General features: G+C 59.0%; 13 protein-coding genes. 8 read left to right on the forward strand and 5 right to left on the reverse strand.

The features are described from left to right. The first annotated feature begins 115 nt into the window (after positions 1 to 115). The 3 genes from V5279_RS09500 to tenA all read left to right on the forward strand — a co-directional run bounded on the left by V5279_RS09500 (position 116) and on the right by tenA (position 2,830). Entirely contained in the window at positions 116 to 379 is a 264-nt protein-coding gene (locus tag V5279_RS09500) for a hypothetical protein (RefSeq protein WP_338696703.1), read from the forward strand. Positions 380 to 535: 156 nt separating this feature from the next. Next, positions 536 to 850 carry an HU family DNA-binding protein gene (locus V5279_RS09505; protein ID WP_338696705.1) on the forward strand — a complete coding sequence of 105 codons (315 nt, stop codon included), beginning with the start codon at positions 536 to 538 and terminating at the stop codon, positions 848 to 850. A 1,311-nt stretch (positions 851 to 2,161) separates the two neighbouring features. Then, positions 2,162 to 2,830 carry a thiaminase II gene (gene tenA / locus V5279_RS09510; protein ID WP_338696708.1) on the forward strand — a complete coding sequence of 223 codons (669 nt, stop codon included), beginning with the start codon at positions 2,162 to 2,164 and terminating at the stop codon, positions 2,828 to 2,830. A 437-nt stretch (positions 2,831 to 3,267) separates the two neighbouring features. On the opposite strand, the gene V5279_RS09515 is transcribed toward tenA, so the two are convergent. Continuing rightward, entirely contained in the window at positions 3,268 to 3,804 is a 537-nt protein-coding gene (locus V5279_RS09515) for a cupin domain-containing protein (protein WP_338696710.1), read from the reverse strand. Between the two features lie 309 nt (positions 3,805 to 4,113). Between V5279_RS09515 and V5279_RS09520 the strand changes: the two genes are divergently transcribed. Together V5279_RS09520 and V5279_RS09525 are read left to right on the forward strand one after the other, a co-directional pair. Beyond that, the gene (locus tag V5279_RS09520; RefSeq protein WP_338696712.1) at positions 4,114 to 4,395 is read left to right on the forward strand and encodes a hypothetical protein; all 282 of its coding nucleotides are present in this window, start codon (positions 4,114 to 4,116) and stop codon (positions 4,393 to 4,395) included. 54 nt (positions 4,396 to 4,449) lie between these two features. Beyond that, entirely contained in the window at positions 4,450 to 5,472 is a 1,023-nt protein-coding gene (locus V5279_RS09525; RefSeq protein ID WP_338696714.1) for a S49 family peptidase, read from the forward strand. A gap of 159 nt (positions 5,473 to 5,631) precedes the next feature. Here V5279_RS09525 and V5279_RS09530 read toward each other — a convergent pair whose 3' ends face one another. After that, positions 5,632 to 5,901, reverse strand: coding sequence for a hypothetical protein (locus V5279_RS09530; RefSeq protein ID WP_338696716.1), 270 nt, complete (start codon positions 5,899 to 5,901; stop codon positions 5,632 to 5,634). 601 nt (positions 5,902 to 6,502) lie between these two features. Between V5279_RS09530 and V5279_RS09535 the strand changes: the two genes are divergently transcribed. Together V5279_RS09535 and V5279_RS09540 are read left to right on the forward strand one after the other, a co-directional pair. Next, the gene (locus tag V5279_RS09535) at positions 6,503 to 7,741 is read left to right on the forward strand and encodes an adenylate/guanylate cyclase domain-containing protein (RefSeq protein WP_338696718.1); all 1,239 of its coding nucleotides are present in this window, start codon (positions 6,503 to 6,505) and stop codon (positions 7,739 to 7,741) included. Positions 7,742 to 8,017: 276 nt separating this feature from the next. Continuing rightward, positions 8,018 to 8,239, forward strand: a complete 222-nt coding sequence (locus V5279_RS09540) for a hypothetical protein (protein ID WP_338696720.1) — start codon at positions 8,018 to 8,020, stop codon at positions 8,237 to 8,239. 334 nt (positions 8,240 to 8,573) lie between these two features. On the opposite strand, the gene V5279_RS09545 is transcribed toward V5279_RS09540, so the two are convergent. The 3 genes from V5279_RS09545 to V5279_RS09555 all read right to left on the reverse strand — a co-directional run bounded on the left by V5279_RS09545 (position 8,574) and on the right by V5279_RS09555 (position 10,304). Continuing rightward, positions 8,574 to 9,140, reverse strand: a complete 567-nt coding sequence (locus V5279_RS09545; protein ID WP_338696722.1) for a DJ-1/PfpI family protein — start codon at positions 9,138 to 9,140, stop codon at positions 8,574 to 8,576. A 645-nt stretch (positions 9,141 to 9,785) separates the two neighbouring features. Next, positions 9,786 to 10,046, reverse strand: coding sequence for a hypothetical protein (locus V5279_RS09550; protein WP_298362501.1), 261 nt, complete (start codon positions 10,044 to 10,046; stop codon positions 9,786 to 9,788). Between the two features lie 60 nt (positions 10,047 to 10,106). After that, positions 10,107 to 10,304, reverse strand: a complete 198-nt coding sequence (locus tag V5279_RS09555; protein ID WP_338696732.1) for a hypothetical protein — start codon at positions 10,302 to 10,304, stop codon at positions 10,107 to 10,109. A gap of 3,021 nt (positions 10,305 to 13,325) precedes the next feature. Here V5279_RS09555 and ftsZ point away from each other — a divergent pair. Further along, positions 13,326 to 14,381, forward strand: a complete 1,056-nt coding sequence (gene ftsZ, locus V5279_RS09560; protein ID WP_338696734.1) for a cell division protein FtsZ — start codon at positions 13,326 to 13,328, stop codon at positions 14,379 to 14,381. Positions 14,382 to 14,632 lie beyond the last annotated feature (251 nt).

Below are 14,632 nucleotides of genomic sequence, written 5' to 3' on the forward strand. Positions count from 1 at the left end.
TGCTGCGAAATCATTCGCCTCTTAATCAGCGGCTCGGAGCCCGCAAAACTTGGGGACACCAACGTAGTAGCCGCCGTCGCCGAGCGGTCGAGAGCCGCTGCCCGGCGAGACCTCGTTGGCGATGCGTCCGCAGGCTGAATACTTCGAAGTTGTTGAGGATGCCGTTCGCGGTGCGCTCGAAGAGATTGCCGATCCGGCCTGGGCTGCCGCTCAGGCCGTTGCGGGAGGCGTTGTGAGCAAGAAGGGTGAACTGCGTGGGAGAGATGAAGATGACGGTGAGGAAAAGCGAGCTCGGTCTGAGCCTGAGAGCACACAGCTTGGCCGTGGAAGCTGCGTTGCGCTGTTTGGCAAATCTGATTTGGAGCGTAGATATGACTGATGCTCGCTTCAAGAGGGTGGGTGCTAGTTCCGTCGTGCCTCTTGCGTTTAGCGGCTCGATGGGTTTAGGGCAGGTAGCCTCATGACAGTTGGCGCGAATCAGAAGCGAGCCGGTTCTTCGGTGTCCTAAGTAGCGTCGCGTACAAGGAATCTAGACATGGCGAAGATGACCAAGAACCAGTTGATCGACGCAATCGCGGAAGGCACGCAACTATCCAAGAATGACGTCGGGTCGGTTATCGAGTACATGGCGATCGTCGGATACAGGGAGCTAAACGAGTCCGGCGAGTTCGTTATTCCTGGCTTTGTGAAGGTGTTGGTCGTGAACAAGCCCGCCACCGAAGCCCGGATGGGTGTCAATCCCTTCACGAAGGAGCCGATGCAGTTCGCGGCCAAGCCCGCGAGCAAATCGGTGAAGGCGTCACCGCTGAAGGTCGCCAAGGACGCTGTCCAGAGCCCGGTAGCAGGTTGAGGCGAGTCATCGACCGTCAAGCCTTTGATCCTGGAGGCTGACAATGACAATCGCAAAAGCAATTGGCGGAATAAGGACAGCGGCGATTCCACCTCGCCTTGGTAGCTTCAGCCAACCGTGCTCACTGCCGAACTGCGGCTGAGGTCTCTTGGGACGATCGCGACAGAATCCGTAAGCGCGACGTTAGTGCGGTCGTGATCTGACAGCCGTCTACCAATACCGCGGCGTCTTATGGCCGCGTGCGCCTCGAAAGCGCCGAAAGAGTTCGCCTTAGAACAACGGTTGCGACAACACCCGCGCAACAACCGGCCCCCTTGACGAGGATATCCTTCACGTATCCATGCCTGCCAACGAGTAGTCTTTGAAAAAGCTCGAAGCCAATGACCACAGCAAGAAGCGCTATTGCGACCGTCAAGACGTGCTTGGGATACGCCAGCGAAAACACTGCACCAACGAGAAACAGTGCAGCGAAACGATCGATGCTCGGCGAGATCAGGGTGTGAGGGCGAAGGGCTTGCGTAGTATCGGTAACGATGAACAGGCCGATGATCGAAGCCCACGCCAAGTATCGCAGAGCACTTTGTGTCATCCCAAATGGTTAGCTGCGAAGGGTTAACGTGACTTCACTGCCTGTACGTGAGTCATCGAATCCTGCCGTGACGCGAAACGGCCAATAGGAAGCAACAAGCACGCCGAAATACCTCACCAGAACGCCCCACCACCCGCATCCCTCTTAGTCAGCGGCTCTGTCGGAGCGTCTCCGATTGGTAAGTTGGCGACGACGAAAGCCGCCCAACGTGCTCACGACCACCCAAGCTATCTACTGAATGCTGTCGAATGAGTGTGTTGTGCGAACTTACCGACGAACGAAAAGTGCACGTATCTGGTGCGGTTTCTGGTGCGGCGATCCCGCCGGGAGCAAAAGAAGCGAGCTAGGTTATTGATTTCCTTGTTGGGCCCGGCAGGACTAGAACCTGCAACCAGACCGTTATGAGCGGCAGAATAACGATTAGCTTCGTTGATTTTACTGTCTTTTCGGTTGGATTTCGGTCGCGTTCGTTGTGGTCTGTCGAGTTCGTTTTTGGTGCAAAACTGGTGCTGTTCGTCCAATTGAAACCTGGACCTTAGGGCGTTGCGTTCTGTTAGTGATAACGTGAAGGCAAGTTGATCCTGGCGACCGATGGTAGGCGAATTCTTTATGCCATCATGCCGGCTGATCGCCTCGGCCTGTCCAGGTCAGCGACCCGGTCCGCGCGCTATCGGTAGCGAGCAAAAAAGGTTCATCGGAAAGCAAGCCAGGCGAAAAAGATCGTGAGTTTCTTTGAGCGTCTAAAGACAGAAGCATCCGCTGAGTGGCGGGCCTATACCGAACATCCCTTTACGAACGGATTGGCAGACGGATCGCTCGCCGAAGCGGCGTTTCGTCACTACCTTGCTCAGGACTACCTGTTCCTCATCGAGTTTGCGCGCGCCTATGCGCTCTCGGTCTACAAGTCGCCCAAGCTTGCCGACATGCGTGAAGCAGCGGCCGGCCTTTCGTCCATCCTTGATGTCGAGATGAACCTTCATGTGAAGCTCTGTGCCGGTTGGGGTCTATCTCCGAGCGACCTTGAACGAACCCCTCCGGCAAGTGAGACGCTGGCCTACACACGCTACGTGCTGGACGCCGGAATGCGTGGCGATCTGCTGGCGCTCAAGGTGGCACTTGCCCCCTGCGTGATCGGGTACGCGGAGATCGCAACGCGGCTCGCCTCGCGACCGGACGCGGACGCTGCGACTAACCCCTATCGCGTTTGGATCGACGAGTACGCCGGCTTGCCATACCAGGAGGTCGCGGCGAAAGCGCGGGCGCACCTGGAGCATCTCGCGGATCTCTACGCCACGCCGGCCCGCGAGGCAGAGCTGATAGCGATCTTCAAGGAAGCCATCCGACTCGAGGCAGACTTCTGGGAGATGGGCTGGCGCGCGGGCCAGCGATAGCATTCGGCAATCGTCGGGTTCATAACCTGAAGGTCATAGGTTCAAATCCTATCCCGATTTGAACCTATCAATCGATGGCGTTGTGCAGCTGATCTCTTCGGCCGCCGAGCTAATCATGTTGCGCGATGTGCATCGCCGGGCTCCGCGAAAAGACTGGGCGGGCTGAGCCTGAGCGGTACCGGGGGAATTTACCTCTGGCCAGTCGCCTAATGGCATTTTTTGTCGATGACAGGCCATGGACGGAACAGGCTTCTTCGGCAGGCGAAATCCCGTTTTGGGCCGTAGCTCAAGTAGTGGGTTTTGGCTCAGGAAGGTTGAAAATGCTCGTCGGACTCTTCACCGAGCAGGTCGACCAACTGCTGATACGCGCTAACGCGCTGGTCTGATCGGGCGGTCTGCGGCCCCTAAGTACCGAACACTCAATGGTGGGCCGGCCCCTACCGAAGCGGAGGCCCCACAACTTTCATGTGGTGCATTGCCATCAGTTTTTGGTTCGTTTCGGCATCGACGCCTTGCCGCTCCGCGAACATCTTTTCAAATCCACCTGGTGTCACGCCGAACAGCAATACACCGGGCTCGGTCCCGACGTTTTGGAACGTGTGCGGAGTAATGCGAGGAATGAAGACAAAGGACCCGGCGGGCGCGCTCACAATGCGTTCGCCCAGTTTAAAGTTGAACTGACCGCTCAAGACGTAACAAAACTCAGCTTCCATTTCATGCAGATGTGTAGGGGGGCCGCTCTTGGGTGCGATGGTTTGACGAAAAAAGCCGAGCTGCCCCCCAGTCTTATCAGCCGTCGCCAATAGTTCGGTGAAATCGCCCTCTCGGCCTTGCTGTCCAGTGTAGCGAGTCGGCTCGCCGGGCGGGACGATGAATGCCTCGTCACCCGCGGAGACCTGAGTTGAGGGCAGAACAACAGTGGCAATAAGGCAATAAAGAAGGCCAAAACGCGCTTTCAAGAGTTTGTCGTGCATGGCGACCTCACCTGAATATGTGACGGTGTACGAACGCGATCAGAACGCTCCCAAATCATGGAGCGATCCTCTAGTTCATTGGGCACAACCTCATTTGCACTGACCCACTATTTACACCCAATGCGCGGCCCGCTCACCTCTGAAGTTTGTGCACTAAGTGGCAACGGTGTTGTCCTAATTGCTGATCTCGCTGAGGGGATTGGCGCACTTCGAAGGCTCTCCGACGGCAACATCGGCTCACCGCTAATTCGCGGGAACGCCCTGGTCTGACCGGGCCGCGCTCTTTCATTCCACAAAAGGATTATCACGATGACCAACACAGCGGTTTCTGCGAGCGCTATCGATTTGCATGGGATCTCGCGTGCGGCCTTCGATCTGATCGTCGCCGCCGAGGTCACAAGTGAAGCCCGGTATTCAAAGCATCTGCGCTGGCCGACCTGGCCCGGAGAAGAATCCGGCGTGACGATGGCCTGCGGCTATGACGTCGGGCAGACGACGCGGCAGCAGTTCCTGGCCGATTGGTCCGGCAAGATCCCGGATGCCATGTTGAAGGCGCTGGCGAAGTGCTGCGGCGTCACGGGGCAGGCGTAGACGACAAGGCCGAAGGCAGCGGCGGCTCGAGATCTCCAAACGAGGACGGCAACAATGATTAAGATTGAAACCGCGGCGCCGGATCTGCGGCAGGTCCTGACGCAGATCACGTCAATCGACGCCCTGGTCGCGCTCGAGGTCTCGGCGCTCGCCGATTGCCTCGCGCGCGCCGAGCAACGCCAGGCGCAGGCAGCAGCCGCGGCGGCACAGGCCTCGAGCTCGGCCGGCAAGATCGCGCTGATCTCTGTCGCCGGCGGCCTGACGCCGCGCGGCAGCTGGTTCGGCTCGAGCCTCTACAGTATCGCCGCGCAGGTGACGCGAGCGGCCGATGACCGGGACGTCGCCGGCGTCGTTCTCGACGTCGACAGTCCTGGCGGAACGGTTGCCGGCACGGTCGCGGCCGCGAATGCGATCGCGGCGGCGGCAACCAAAAAGCCGGTTGTTTCCGTCGCAAATACGCTGATGGGTTCCGCGGCCTATTGGCTGGGTTCGCAGGGCACTGAGCTGGTCATGGCGCCGTCCGCAGATGCCGGTTCTGTCGGCGCAATGATTATGCATCAGGATATTTCCGGATGGCTCGACCAAGTCGGGCTCAAGATGACGATCGTACGCTCGGTGCAATCGCCACTGAAGAACGAGGCGCATCCGTTTGCGCCGCTGTCGGACGAGGCGAAGGCCTATCTGCAGGGCCGCGCAAACGAGGCCGGCGCCGATTTCATCAAGGCGGTTGCGAGCGGTCGGCGTGTGACGCAGACCAAAGTCCGCGAGGAGTTCGGCAGGGCCGCATGGTCGGCGCGCGCGAGGCGATTGCCTGCGGCATGGCGGACCGGATCGCGACGCTTGATCAGGTCATCGCGGGCATGCTGCAGCAGCGCGCGCCGCGGTCGAACTCGCGTCGGCGATCGGCGCTGGCATTCGATTAGGGCGTTTATTCACTTAAGGACGCCCCTTCGCGTTGATTTACGCAGCGCGTTCCTTGTCTGCCTGTTCCTGGACGGTGGTCGCAGTTTCATCCAATCCCTTTTCGTAAATGCCCGCGAACCTCTCAAGGCTGTCAGCCCACATCCTCAGCATTGAAATCTGAAAATGCATGATTGGCTTCAAGGCATGTATGCCGATTGCTGTCGCTGTGGTCATACGGCTTTGTGGGTCGCGCGCGATACGGTTTGCGTTATCGATCTTGTCTGCCATGCTGTTCGCTCCTTATCTTGCCTACGGTTGAAGGCTGAATATCGGTCACGCACTGCGTCGTTCTAGGCACTCGGTCAAGGCATGATCTGCCGCGGATCTCGCACGTCGGTCGTCATGCAGTGTGTCCATGTTCCTCAAGTAAGCGACCGCCGCAATTTGCAAGAGATCGAAGTCATATTGGCCGGTATCACAAAGATCGGTGATGTAGCGATAGAGGGCACAACGCCTGTTGTCGTTTTCGCCGATGCCGCTGTGGAGCAGCAAGTAGTTCCGCCAAGCGAACGCGCACGCGCCTTCTCTTGCCTGAGCGGTCATAGGCTCCTCCCTAGAGTCAAAGAAGGACTGGGGAGCCGTTTCGTTCCGAGAACTCTCGGATGTAATGTGTTCCATAACGGCGTCGATCGCGCGCCGTTTCCCGTTCCAGTTCCAGAGTTGCTCGACCCGCGCCGTCGCCTGGAAAACGGGAACGCGGGCTCTTTCTCCGTCCAGGAGTGGACATCAAGCAGCTGCGCCAGGCCCGCGCCAACAAGGCAAAGGAAGGCAAAACCGCGCTCGAGCAGCTCAACGCGCTGCAGGGCAAGGCCAATCCGACCGAGGGCGATTATGCTTGATTGGCTGAAGTGAAAAGTCGCAAGCTGCGTTGCCTGCCTCTTCCGCGATGTCGCCTTCTGGTTCATCGCGTCAGTTGGCGCAGTGCAGCACATGTCCGAGATTGAGGGTAGACCGGAAGTAGCTGGCTGACTGCAAAGACGACGCGATTGACCCGAACCGGACTCTTGCTTGGTCCGATTAATGCGTTGAAGGCAAAGACGCGGGTGACCTAAAGTCTGTTGAAAACCCGAGCAGGTGCGAATCCAGTTGCGTCGGCGCCGGGTTGCGCCTCAGGTCCTGCTCACCCATCCGGAATGAGCTTGCCATGAGCCCGAACTTCGTCTGGCGCCCCATCCGTTTCACCCCGCAGATTGAGCGCGCGTATGTAGAACACATGGAGCTGCGCGTGGTCCCGCTGCAGCGACTTGCATGCATAATCGGCATCGCCGCGTTCGCCGGGTACCAGCTTTGGGATCTCTTGCTCGATCCGCAGGCGCTCCCCAGGACGGCTCCGATCCGCCTGGCAGTTATCGCGCTTTTCGCTGCGGAGTTCGTCATTACCTTCGTGCCATCGCTGCGCAGGCCGCCGTACCTACTGATGCAGAGCATCGTGGTCTACACATTCCTTGCCGTAGGCTTCAGCCTGATCCTGGCGCAACTGCCGAACGGATTCCTTGCAGGTGTTTCCGGGTTTTTGCTAGGCATGATCTTCATCCCAGTCTTTGTCATCGGGACCGTGCAGGCGGTCGCTACACTGACGCCGCTCGTCCTCAGCCCACTCCTAGTCATGGCACTCGCGGGGGCGACGAGGTTGGAAATCGTCAACGCCTTGTCGTGGATTGTCGGCGGCGCGGGGTTCGTAATCGGATTTGCGTATCTACTCGATGTGATTAACCGGCGCGCCTTCCAGCTCGAGCAACTGCTGGAGACCGAAAAGAACCGTTCAGAAAAGCTTCTGCTCAACATCCTCCCGGCCGACATCGCGGAGCGGCTGAAGGCGGGAGAGGAGCCGCTGGCCGATCGCTGCGACTCGGTGACCGTGTTGTTTGCCGATCTCGTCGGGTTCACGGAACTATCGAGAAAGCTGCGAGCGGGTGACGTGGTCGACCTGCTCAACGACTTGTTTTCGCGTTTCGACAACCTGGTCGAGCGGCACAGGGCCGAGAAGATCAAAACAATTGGCGATGCCTACATGGCTGCGGCGGGATTGTCCGGCAGTCGAGGGGACCACGTCGCATCAATCGCCGATCTGGCTCTCGACATGCGGAAAGCATTCGTCGAGTTTTGTCGGCACCGCGACCTCGCACTCAAACTGCGTATCGGTGTGCACTCGGGCGAAGTCGTCGCCGGCGTGATCGGCAGGCAAAAGTTTGCGTACGACCTATGGGGTGACACCGTGAACGTTGCAAGCCGGATGGAGTCCAACGGTGTGCCGGGTGAGATTCAGATCTCTGCGGAGACCCGGCAATTGCTTTCGGCCCACTACCGCGCGGTGCCGCGCGGGGAAATCGAAATCAAAGGGCACCTGCCGCGGATGACGTACCTCCTGCAAGGCGCGGGATGACCGCTCCTGGCCCTTTTCGGAAGTGCCCCACTGGCTATCGAAAGTCCGGTGTCTGGGGTGAAGCGGACCTCACGGTTGCGCGCTTCTACTTCCGAGTTTGAAAACGCGGTGCCGCTGTTATGATTCTCCCGTGATTCTTGATCCATATCAAGGAGTTTTATCCCGTAGAACGAACGGCGAACCTAGCCTCGTAGTTCTCCGGACGTGAGCGGAGTTCCCCGTGCTATAAGTGGAACTTGGTTTAGTTGCGCCAGTGAGCTGCTGAGGGCAGGAGCCATGCCAATCAATCAGTTGCTGAAAGGCTGCGAACGCACGCCCGAGGAAATTGAACTTCTGAACAAGGCTTTTGACCGCGCCCTACACTTGTTAGGCGTGCTTGACCGTGACGACCCACTTTGCAGGATGGTGGCTCGCGACGTTATCGACATCTGCGCAGCCGACACCAACGATCCGCGCAAGATCGCGAAAATCGCCGTAGAGCGGATGGGCCTTCGGTGAAAGGACTGCTGATAGCCGTGGGCGTTATTGTGGCTCTCTATGTAGCCGACCAGCAATTCGCCCACGGTCGATACACTGATGCCGTCCAGCGCATGGCGGCTCAAATGAGGCATTCATTTTGAATCAAGGTCGCCTCAGTTGGCGTCCTCGTTCATTTGGATCTGCTTGCGATGTTAGTGACGCATGTCGCGCCGTAAGTCCGCCTCAGTCGGTTGTCTGTTTGCGGGCGTTATAGGTTTATTTGAGGGGCCGGAGAACCTTACAGGATGCGGCCTAAAACCGTGTACCTCACCCTGTTACTGGTATGGCTGGCAGTCCTCATCGGGTGCGTCGCCTACTTCATCATTTTTGGATAGCAAAAGGCCGCCTCAGTTGGCGGCCCCTCGCTCTTGTTTCTAAAAGAAACGGCCCCAGCATCCCTTGGAGGTTGGATGCCGAGGCCGAACTCGGGCGCCGACATCGACTGCTGCCCCGTGATCAGCTCGCGGTCGACCACCACGTTGCTGTGCCAGTTGGCGATGCTCTCGACGCGCGCACCGGCCTCGGCGAGTGCGTTGACCGGGTAGAACTGGACGTTTCCGACCAGACCGTTCGGGCCTTCCAGCGCTTGCTCTTCACCGGTCGAGAAGATGGTCACGCGGTAGCCGGCGTAGGGCCAGCCCTTCGTCATGCTGCTTGCCTTGCCGTCGCCCGCGATCATCGAGGCGATGAACGCGTCCGGATCGGGAAGCGCCGACAGGAGCACGATCGGGCCATGGCAGATGATGCCGGTCGGACGGCCGGACTCATGAAAGCTGGTCAGGATCTTGCCGAGGTTCTTGTCCTTGAACAGGTCGACCATCGGCGCGTGACCGCCGGGGATGAACAGGCCCACGTATCCGCTGGTGCCTTCCGCGACCACGAAGCTAGTGTCTTCGGATGCTTAAGTTGCTCGAGGCCCTCGGCATACCCGTGCACACCAAGCGTCAGCCGATGCGCGACCATCGTTGACCTCGGGGTAGGGCGTCCAGCCTGAAATCGACCAACCGATCGCAACCGCCGTGGCATATATTGCAGGTAACGTGGCCGTCCGCGAGCCAATTAGCCGGACTGCCCGGCGGGTAGCGGCCGGACCATTTCGTGGATCGACGCTAGTGCATGGCCAGATGATGGCGCCGATCGCATGCGGAGAGAAGTAGCCAGGAATCGGTCGTCTATGGATGGCAATCACCAATGGTGGGTCAATCGTCTAGCGCGATTGGTCCGGACTTTCTTGCCACGTCGTCGAGTGCTCAGAAATCCACTTGGTCGCGTCGTGCTCCGTAACAAAACCCTTGATAACTTCCGTTTCGCCATCGGGCCATAGAATATCGATCCTCCAGCCGGTGCCGGGATTCTTGCAGGCCATGAAAGCTGGTCGCTGCTCGATCATCGGTAGACTATGCGCCGACGGTGGCCGGCTACAAGCCAGTGATCCTGCCACACTTCGGTTTCTGGCCCCGCAATCCTATTGGCGCTGAAATCCCGATCAACGCCGATCCTTTCCGTGATCGGGAGGCTCTGGTAGTCATCCCTCGATAATGAGGCGACCCAGGAACGCATTGCAGGCCTGCTCGGCTTCAGCGAACGTGCTGAAGGGCGATCCGGACACTTGAGCCGCGGGCATATTCAGAAAGTCTGGGCGATATGACGCAACAAAACCGGGCTCTCCATGTAAGCCAGGTCCACTTCGGCTCTCGCTGCTGATAACGAATGAATAGTCGTCGCTGCTTGCGATCCAAATTTCCAGATCCTCAGCAGTATCCACGCGGCGAAAGTGCAGAGCCATTTCACCCTCCACCAGGCAGAGGTCCAAGCTTGGTCCTCCGCGGTCATCCAGATGGACGCCTCAACCTGCTTTTGTACGATTGGCGGCTTCAGCCTCCCGCGCCAGCCGTTCCGCCTTTAGGCGCTCTCGATTGTCGTGGAGTGCCTTTTGCGCTTTCGCGTATTCGGTCATGGTTTCCTTCGTCCTGACCGCTTTAAATATCTTATGGGCTTCGCGTACTGCAGCTGTCGGCGCCCGGCGGCTTCGGTCGTTAATCATTGGTTGACCTCCCATTTGGGCTCGATGACTTAACGCATAGATATGGCTTTCGATCCTGTCGGCTAGCGGGCAACTCGAGGTCTCTGATTCCGACCAGACCGGCCGGCGCGTGCCAGCCGGCAACGAGATGAGATCGATCAAGGCCGACACGGCTGATGGCCGGCGCGCGAAGGTTTTGGTTCTATTGAATTGCGTAATGCCACGCGAATGGCTCAAGGCGGACGGCTAGGCCGAATGGGAGATCAAAGAGACCTGTGAGCTTTTATTCGAACTCGTCAGGGGCGAGCCGAGTGAGCAGCTGCGCGAGCAGTCCACGACGGCGCTGGGCAGCATGGTCGCCTAGATCAGAAACTGCCGTCAGTCGCACAGCCCAACTCGCCGGTTCACGCCCGGCGGGCTTTCTATTTTTGAGCGAGCGCAAGGTGGCCGCTCAGTGGCGATGGTGCCGCCAACCATAATGGTGGCCGCGGCCCCAGCCGTAGTAATACCCACGACCGCCGCGATGGCCCCACCCATGGCCGTGGCCATGACCGCCCCTGACATGGATGATAGCATTGTCGCCGCCGAGAGCATTCGGCATTGCGGCAGGCAGTGCGGACGCTGTTCCTCCGGTAGCAAGGCTACCGAGGGCAGCAAGTCCAACAAGTGCAAATTTGAGCCTCATGGTTTCCTCCTGTGGCACTCTGGAACGTTGCGCACAGTAGGAAGCTCAATGTGAACGAGGGATGAGCGACGACGTTAGGCGGGGTCGTTGGCTTTAGCGCTACCTGGAATGGTCGTCGAACGCTCGTTTTGCAGAATTCATGAGCAGCGCGAGCTACGGTCCCCCGCTCGCACGCCTCAAGCCCGCTGGTTCAATTCGGCTTGTTTTTCTCTGGGCTTTGAGAGTAGCGGCGAGGGGTTGATCCGGCTTTTCAGATTGATGTTTTTCGGGCTGGCGCGCTTCTACTGGTCGCGCAAATCTGGCGGCCCACCGCCGTTCGAACTTTCTTTGAATATCCCGAGGAACGTCGCACATCACCCACCTCCGGGTTCAGCCCCTCGATGGGCCTCAACGCGCAAGGCGCTCTAAAGGATCCCAAACGGCACCATTTTCATTGGTTGGCGGGCCACCTTTGACGACGACAAAAACTCCGCTCGCGCGCATGCTTGCTAGCGGCGGAGTTGATTCGGCCATGATGCTGGAAGCCCTCGTGCCGCTGATGGGACTAGGCGCTTGCGCCTTGCTGCTCATTGCCTTCTGGGGGCTTACGTCGCGCTAATTCCAATAAAGACGCCGCCGGTCTCCAAATGCACGCCCGGCGGCGTTTTCTTCCTGAACTGGGATGCTGAAATCCCCAGCATCAAACTAACTGCAGAGCCGTGCCGTTAGATTGAAAGCGGGACGGGCACTTGTTGTTACGCCTCGTTACCTTGCGGGAGGTGGGAACAAGTGGCAATGCTGGGAGTCATGCATATGGCTCCCGCGATCTGGTTGCCCCGACCGGGAGTTTAGTGGCGACCCTGGCGCTCCCTGCGCCGGGGGCGCTGTCGGTTAAGCAAGCCGTCGAGGAGGCGGTAATCCTGAGATGCCCGCCGGTTCACGCCTCGCGCACTTTGAGCAACTGTGGTTTGTCCCAAGATCAAGTGCGCGTGACGTGTAAGGCCGTTCACATTCGAAAAACGCGATTTGATGTAACGACCGAGCGCCACCCAGTATCGGGAGAATCGCGATGCTATTATTCAGCAGCCAGAATGGAACAAGCGCCACGGTGGTCGCTGCCCTCCTTATTATGCTCGTGTTGAGTTTTGCGCTCGTTCGCTACGTGGAATGGTCATCGAACGCTCGTTTTGCAGAGTTCATTAGCGCGACCGAAGCGCCGGCGACTCAGTCGGCTCTGATTCCGCCTCTCAAGGGGCGAACGGGCTGTGGTCAGGGTAAGAAGTCTGCACCTGCGCCACTTTCTCTACTGCCCGGCCAAGGCTTGGGTCAGTCTGGTGACGCGCTTTCCTCGCCGTCGACGAGCCGGTGAAAAAGTCGGCTCCTGTTGTCACTCTGATCGGGGCAACGACTGCGCCTGATCGGGCTTGTTGCTCATGCGCTTACCGGCTGCGGCTGGCTTCACAAGCCGGACGTGTACTCAAGGGTGCGGAACCTCCGGGCTCCGCGCTTTCATCGGTATAGCAGCGGCTTTGATGGATTTTGGTTTCAGGGCTCTCCGCTTCATGGTCGCGGTTTGCTTTTTCGACTTTAGCGCCTGTGGTCGCTCGTTTGTTTCGCTCATTAATTGCCCCCCTCGAAATTATTCTGGCCACGGACTTGAGCCGGATTTGCGTAACGTGACGAGTCGTAACTGCATTTTGACGGACGAACCTCCTCGTTTGTTGCGGAATTGAGACAGAACCAGCCCGCGCTTATCGTTACCGGCGCCGGCTAGAAAGCGGGCAAGCGGGCTGATGGCGCCGGCGGGCTTGACGCCGTTACCGACACCAATCTGGCCCAATTCGTCAGCCGGACCGAGTCGAAAGAGGCTTGGCGGTCACAATGTCCCGCTATACAGCCATTATGAGGACAAGCGGAAGTGGCTCGGACATCGTCGAGCCGACGTGATTGACCCAGACCGGACTTCCTTTGCCAATCGATGGGCGCAGAGTTGACTACACAGATTGGCTCGGCAAGCCCGCGAGGCCGCGCACTTTCGAGATGAGGTCAGATGGAGGGATGCAATCCCCGCCGGTCACGCTCAAGTGGCAGATGCTCCGCGCCCGTTTAGGAATTCGTTAACCATCGCGGCCTAGCCTAACTTCATAGCCTGGTCATCATCAGCCGATTGCCGCTCGGTTCGTTCTAGGAGAACAGCCGGTGTCCGCCAAGACGCTGACATATGCCGCGCAAGGAGCGGGCCTGAAAATCTCGCCAGTGGCCGCTCGTCGCTTGCTAAGCGACTGCGCTTGCCGCGCTCACTTTCGGAGCAAAATCCTGGTGTATAGCAATCCGTGTCCTCTCATTCCCCAGCTCGGTGGAGCAATTGTGAGGCAAAAATGACCGATATTTGCGAGATGAAGGCGCGCATTACCGTGTTTGGGGTCGGCGGTGCCGGTGGCAATGCAGTCAACAACATGATCGCGGCCGGGCTGCAAGGCGTCGACTTCATCGTCGCCAATACCGATGCACAGGCGCTTACCATGTCGAAGGCCGAGCGTCTCATCCAGATGGGCACGCAGGTGACGGAAGGTCTCGGCGCTGGCTCGCATCCTGAAGTGGGGCGCGCGGCAGCCGAAGAGACGATCGACGCGATCCGCGATTCTTTGACCGGCGCACACATGGTGTTCGTTACTGCCGGCATGGGCGGCGGTACCGGCACCGGCGCAGCGCCCATTATCGCCAAGACCGCGCGCGAGCTTGGCATTCTCACCATCGGCGTAGTCACTAAGCCATTCCACTTCGAGGGCCAGCGCCGCATGCGCCTTGCCGAGGCCGGCATCGCGGAACTGCTGAAGGTGGTAGATACTCTGCTGATCATCCCAAACCAGAACCTATTCCGGGTGGCCAACGAGAAGACCACGTTCTCCAATGCTTTCGTGTTGGCCGATCAGGTGCTTTATTCGGGTGTGGCCTGCATCAGCGACCTCATAGTCAAGGAAGGTCTGATCAACCTCGATTTCGCCGACGTTCTCGCCGTAATGCGGGAGAAGGGCAAGGCCATGATGGGCAGGGGCGAGGCTTCTGGCGCAAACCGCGTGCTCACCGCCGCCGTGGCCGCGATTTCAAATCCATTGATCGAGGACCCCTCGATCAAGCGTGCCAGCGGCCTCATAATCTCCATCACTGGCGGCAAGGACCTGATGTTATTCGAGGTTGACGAAGCTGCTACCCGCATTCGCGACGAGGCCGACCAGGACGCCAACATCATCATTGGCGCATCGTTTGATGAAAGCCTGGAGGGCATCGTCCGCGTCTCGGTAGTGGCGACCGGCATTGATAATCTCGACCCGGCACCCCACGCGCAACCAGCGGAAAGCTCACTTACAGAGCTCGCCGGCAGGCTGCGCAACGACAGCCGTCAGGTCGCCGGATCGAGCGCAGTACACCGCTGACCGACGCGCACTGCATCGGCGCTTCGGTCCAGTTCGCGCATTAAAGGAGCGATTCCAGTATCGACCTTGGCTGATCCGCGTCCATGAACGCCGGGCACCCGGCTGCTTCCGGTTATGGCCCTAAGCAGACTTCGACGCGCCCGCAACCGAAGTCGGATTTTGACCCTGACCGGAGATCGTTGAAAAAAAGCGTGCGGTTCTAAACCACCTGCGCCTGCGGCGACCAGCAGCTATCCCGCCACGCAAGAGGT

The sequence above is a fragment of the Bradyrhizobium sp. 26S5 genome (assembly GCF_036923295.1).
GTDB lineage: Bacteria > Pseudomonadota > Alphaproteobacteria > Rhizobiales > Xanthobacteraceae > Bradyrhizobium > Bradyrhizobium septentrionale.

Excerpts from the sequence above, each read along its gene's own strand:
- V5279_RS09515 (WP_338696710.1), bottom strand. The coding sequence starts at position 3,804 with ATGCACGACAAACTCTTGAAAGCGCGTTTTGGCCTTCTTTATTGCCTT.
- ftsZ (WP_338696734.1), top strand. The coding sequence starts at position 13,326 with ATGACCGATATTTGCGAGATGAAGGCGCGCATTACCGTGTTTGGGGTC.
- V5279_RS09505 (WP_338696705.1), top strand. The coding sequence starts at position 536 with ATGGCGAAGATGACCAAGAACCAGTTGATCGACGCAATCGCGGAAGGC.
- V5279_RS09535 (WP_338696718.1), top strand. The coding sequence starts at position 6,503 with ATGAGCCCGAACTTCGTCTGGCGCCCCATCCGTTTCACCCCGCAGATT.
- V5279_RS09525 (WP_338696714.1), top strand. The coding sequence starts at position 4,450 with ATGATTAAGATTGAAACCGCGGCGCCGGATCTGCGGCAGGTCCTGACG.
- V5279_RS09550 (WP_298362501.1), bottom strand. The coding sequence starts at position 10,046 with ATGGCTCTGCACTTTCGCCGCGTGGATACTGCTGAGGATCTGGAAATT.
- V5279_RS09520 (WP_338696712.1), top strand. The coding sequence starts at position 4,114 with ATGACCAACACAGCGGTTTCTGCGAGCGCTATCGATTTGCATGGGATC.
- V5279_RS09540 (WP_338696720.1), top strand. The coding sequence starts at position 8,018 with ATGCCAATCAATCAGTTGCTGAAAGGCTGCGAACGCACGCCCGAGGAA.
- V5279_RS09555 (WP_338696732.1), bottom strand. The coding sequence starts at position 10,304 with ATGATTAACGACCGAAGCCGCCGGGCGCCGACAGCTGCAGTACGCGAA.
- V5279_RS09530 (WP_338696716.1), bottom strand. The coding sequence starts at position 5,901 with ATGACCGCTCAGGCAAGAGAAGGCGCGTGCGCGTTCGCTTGGCGGAAC.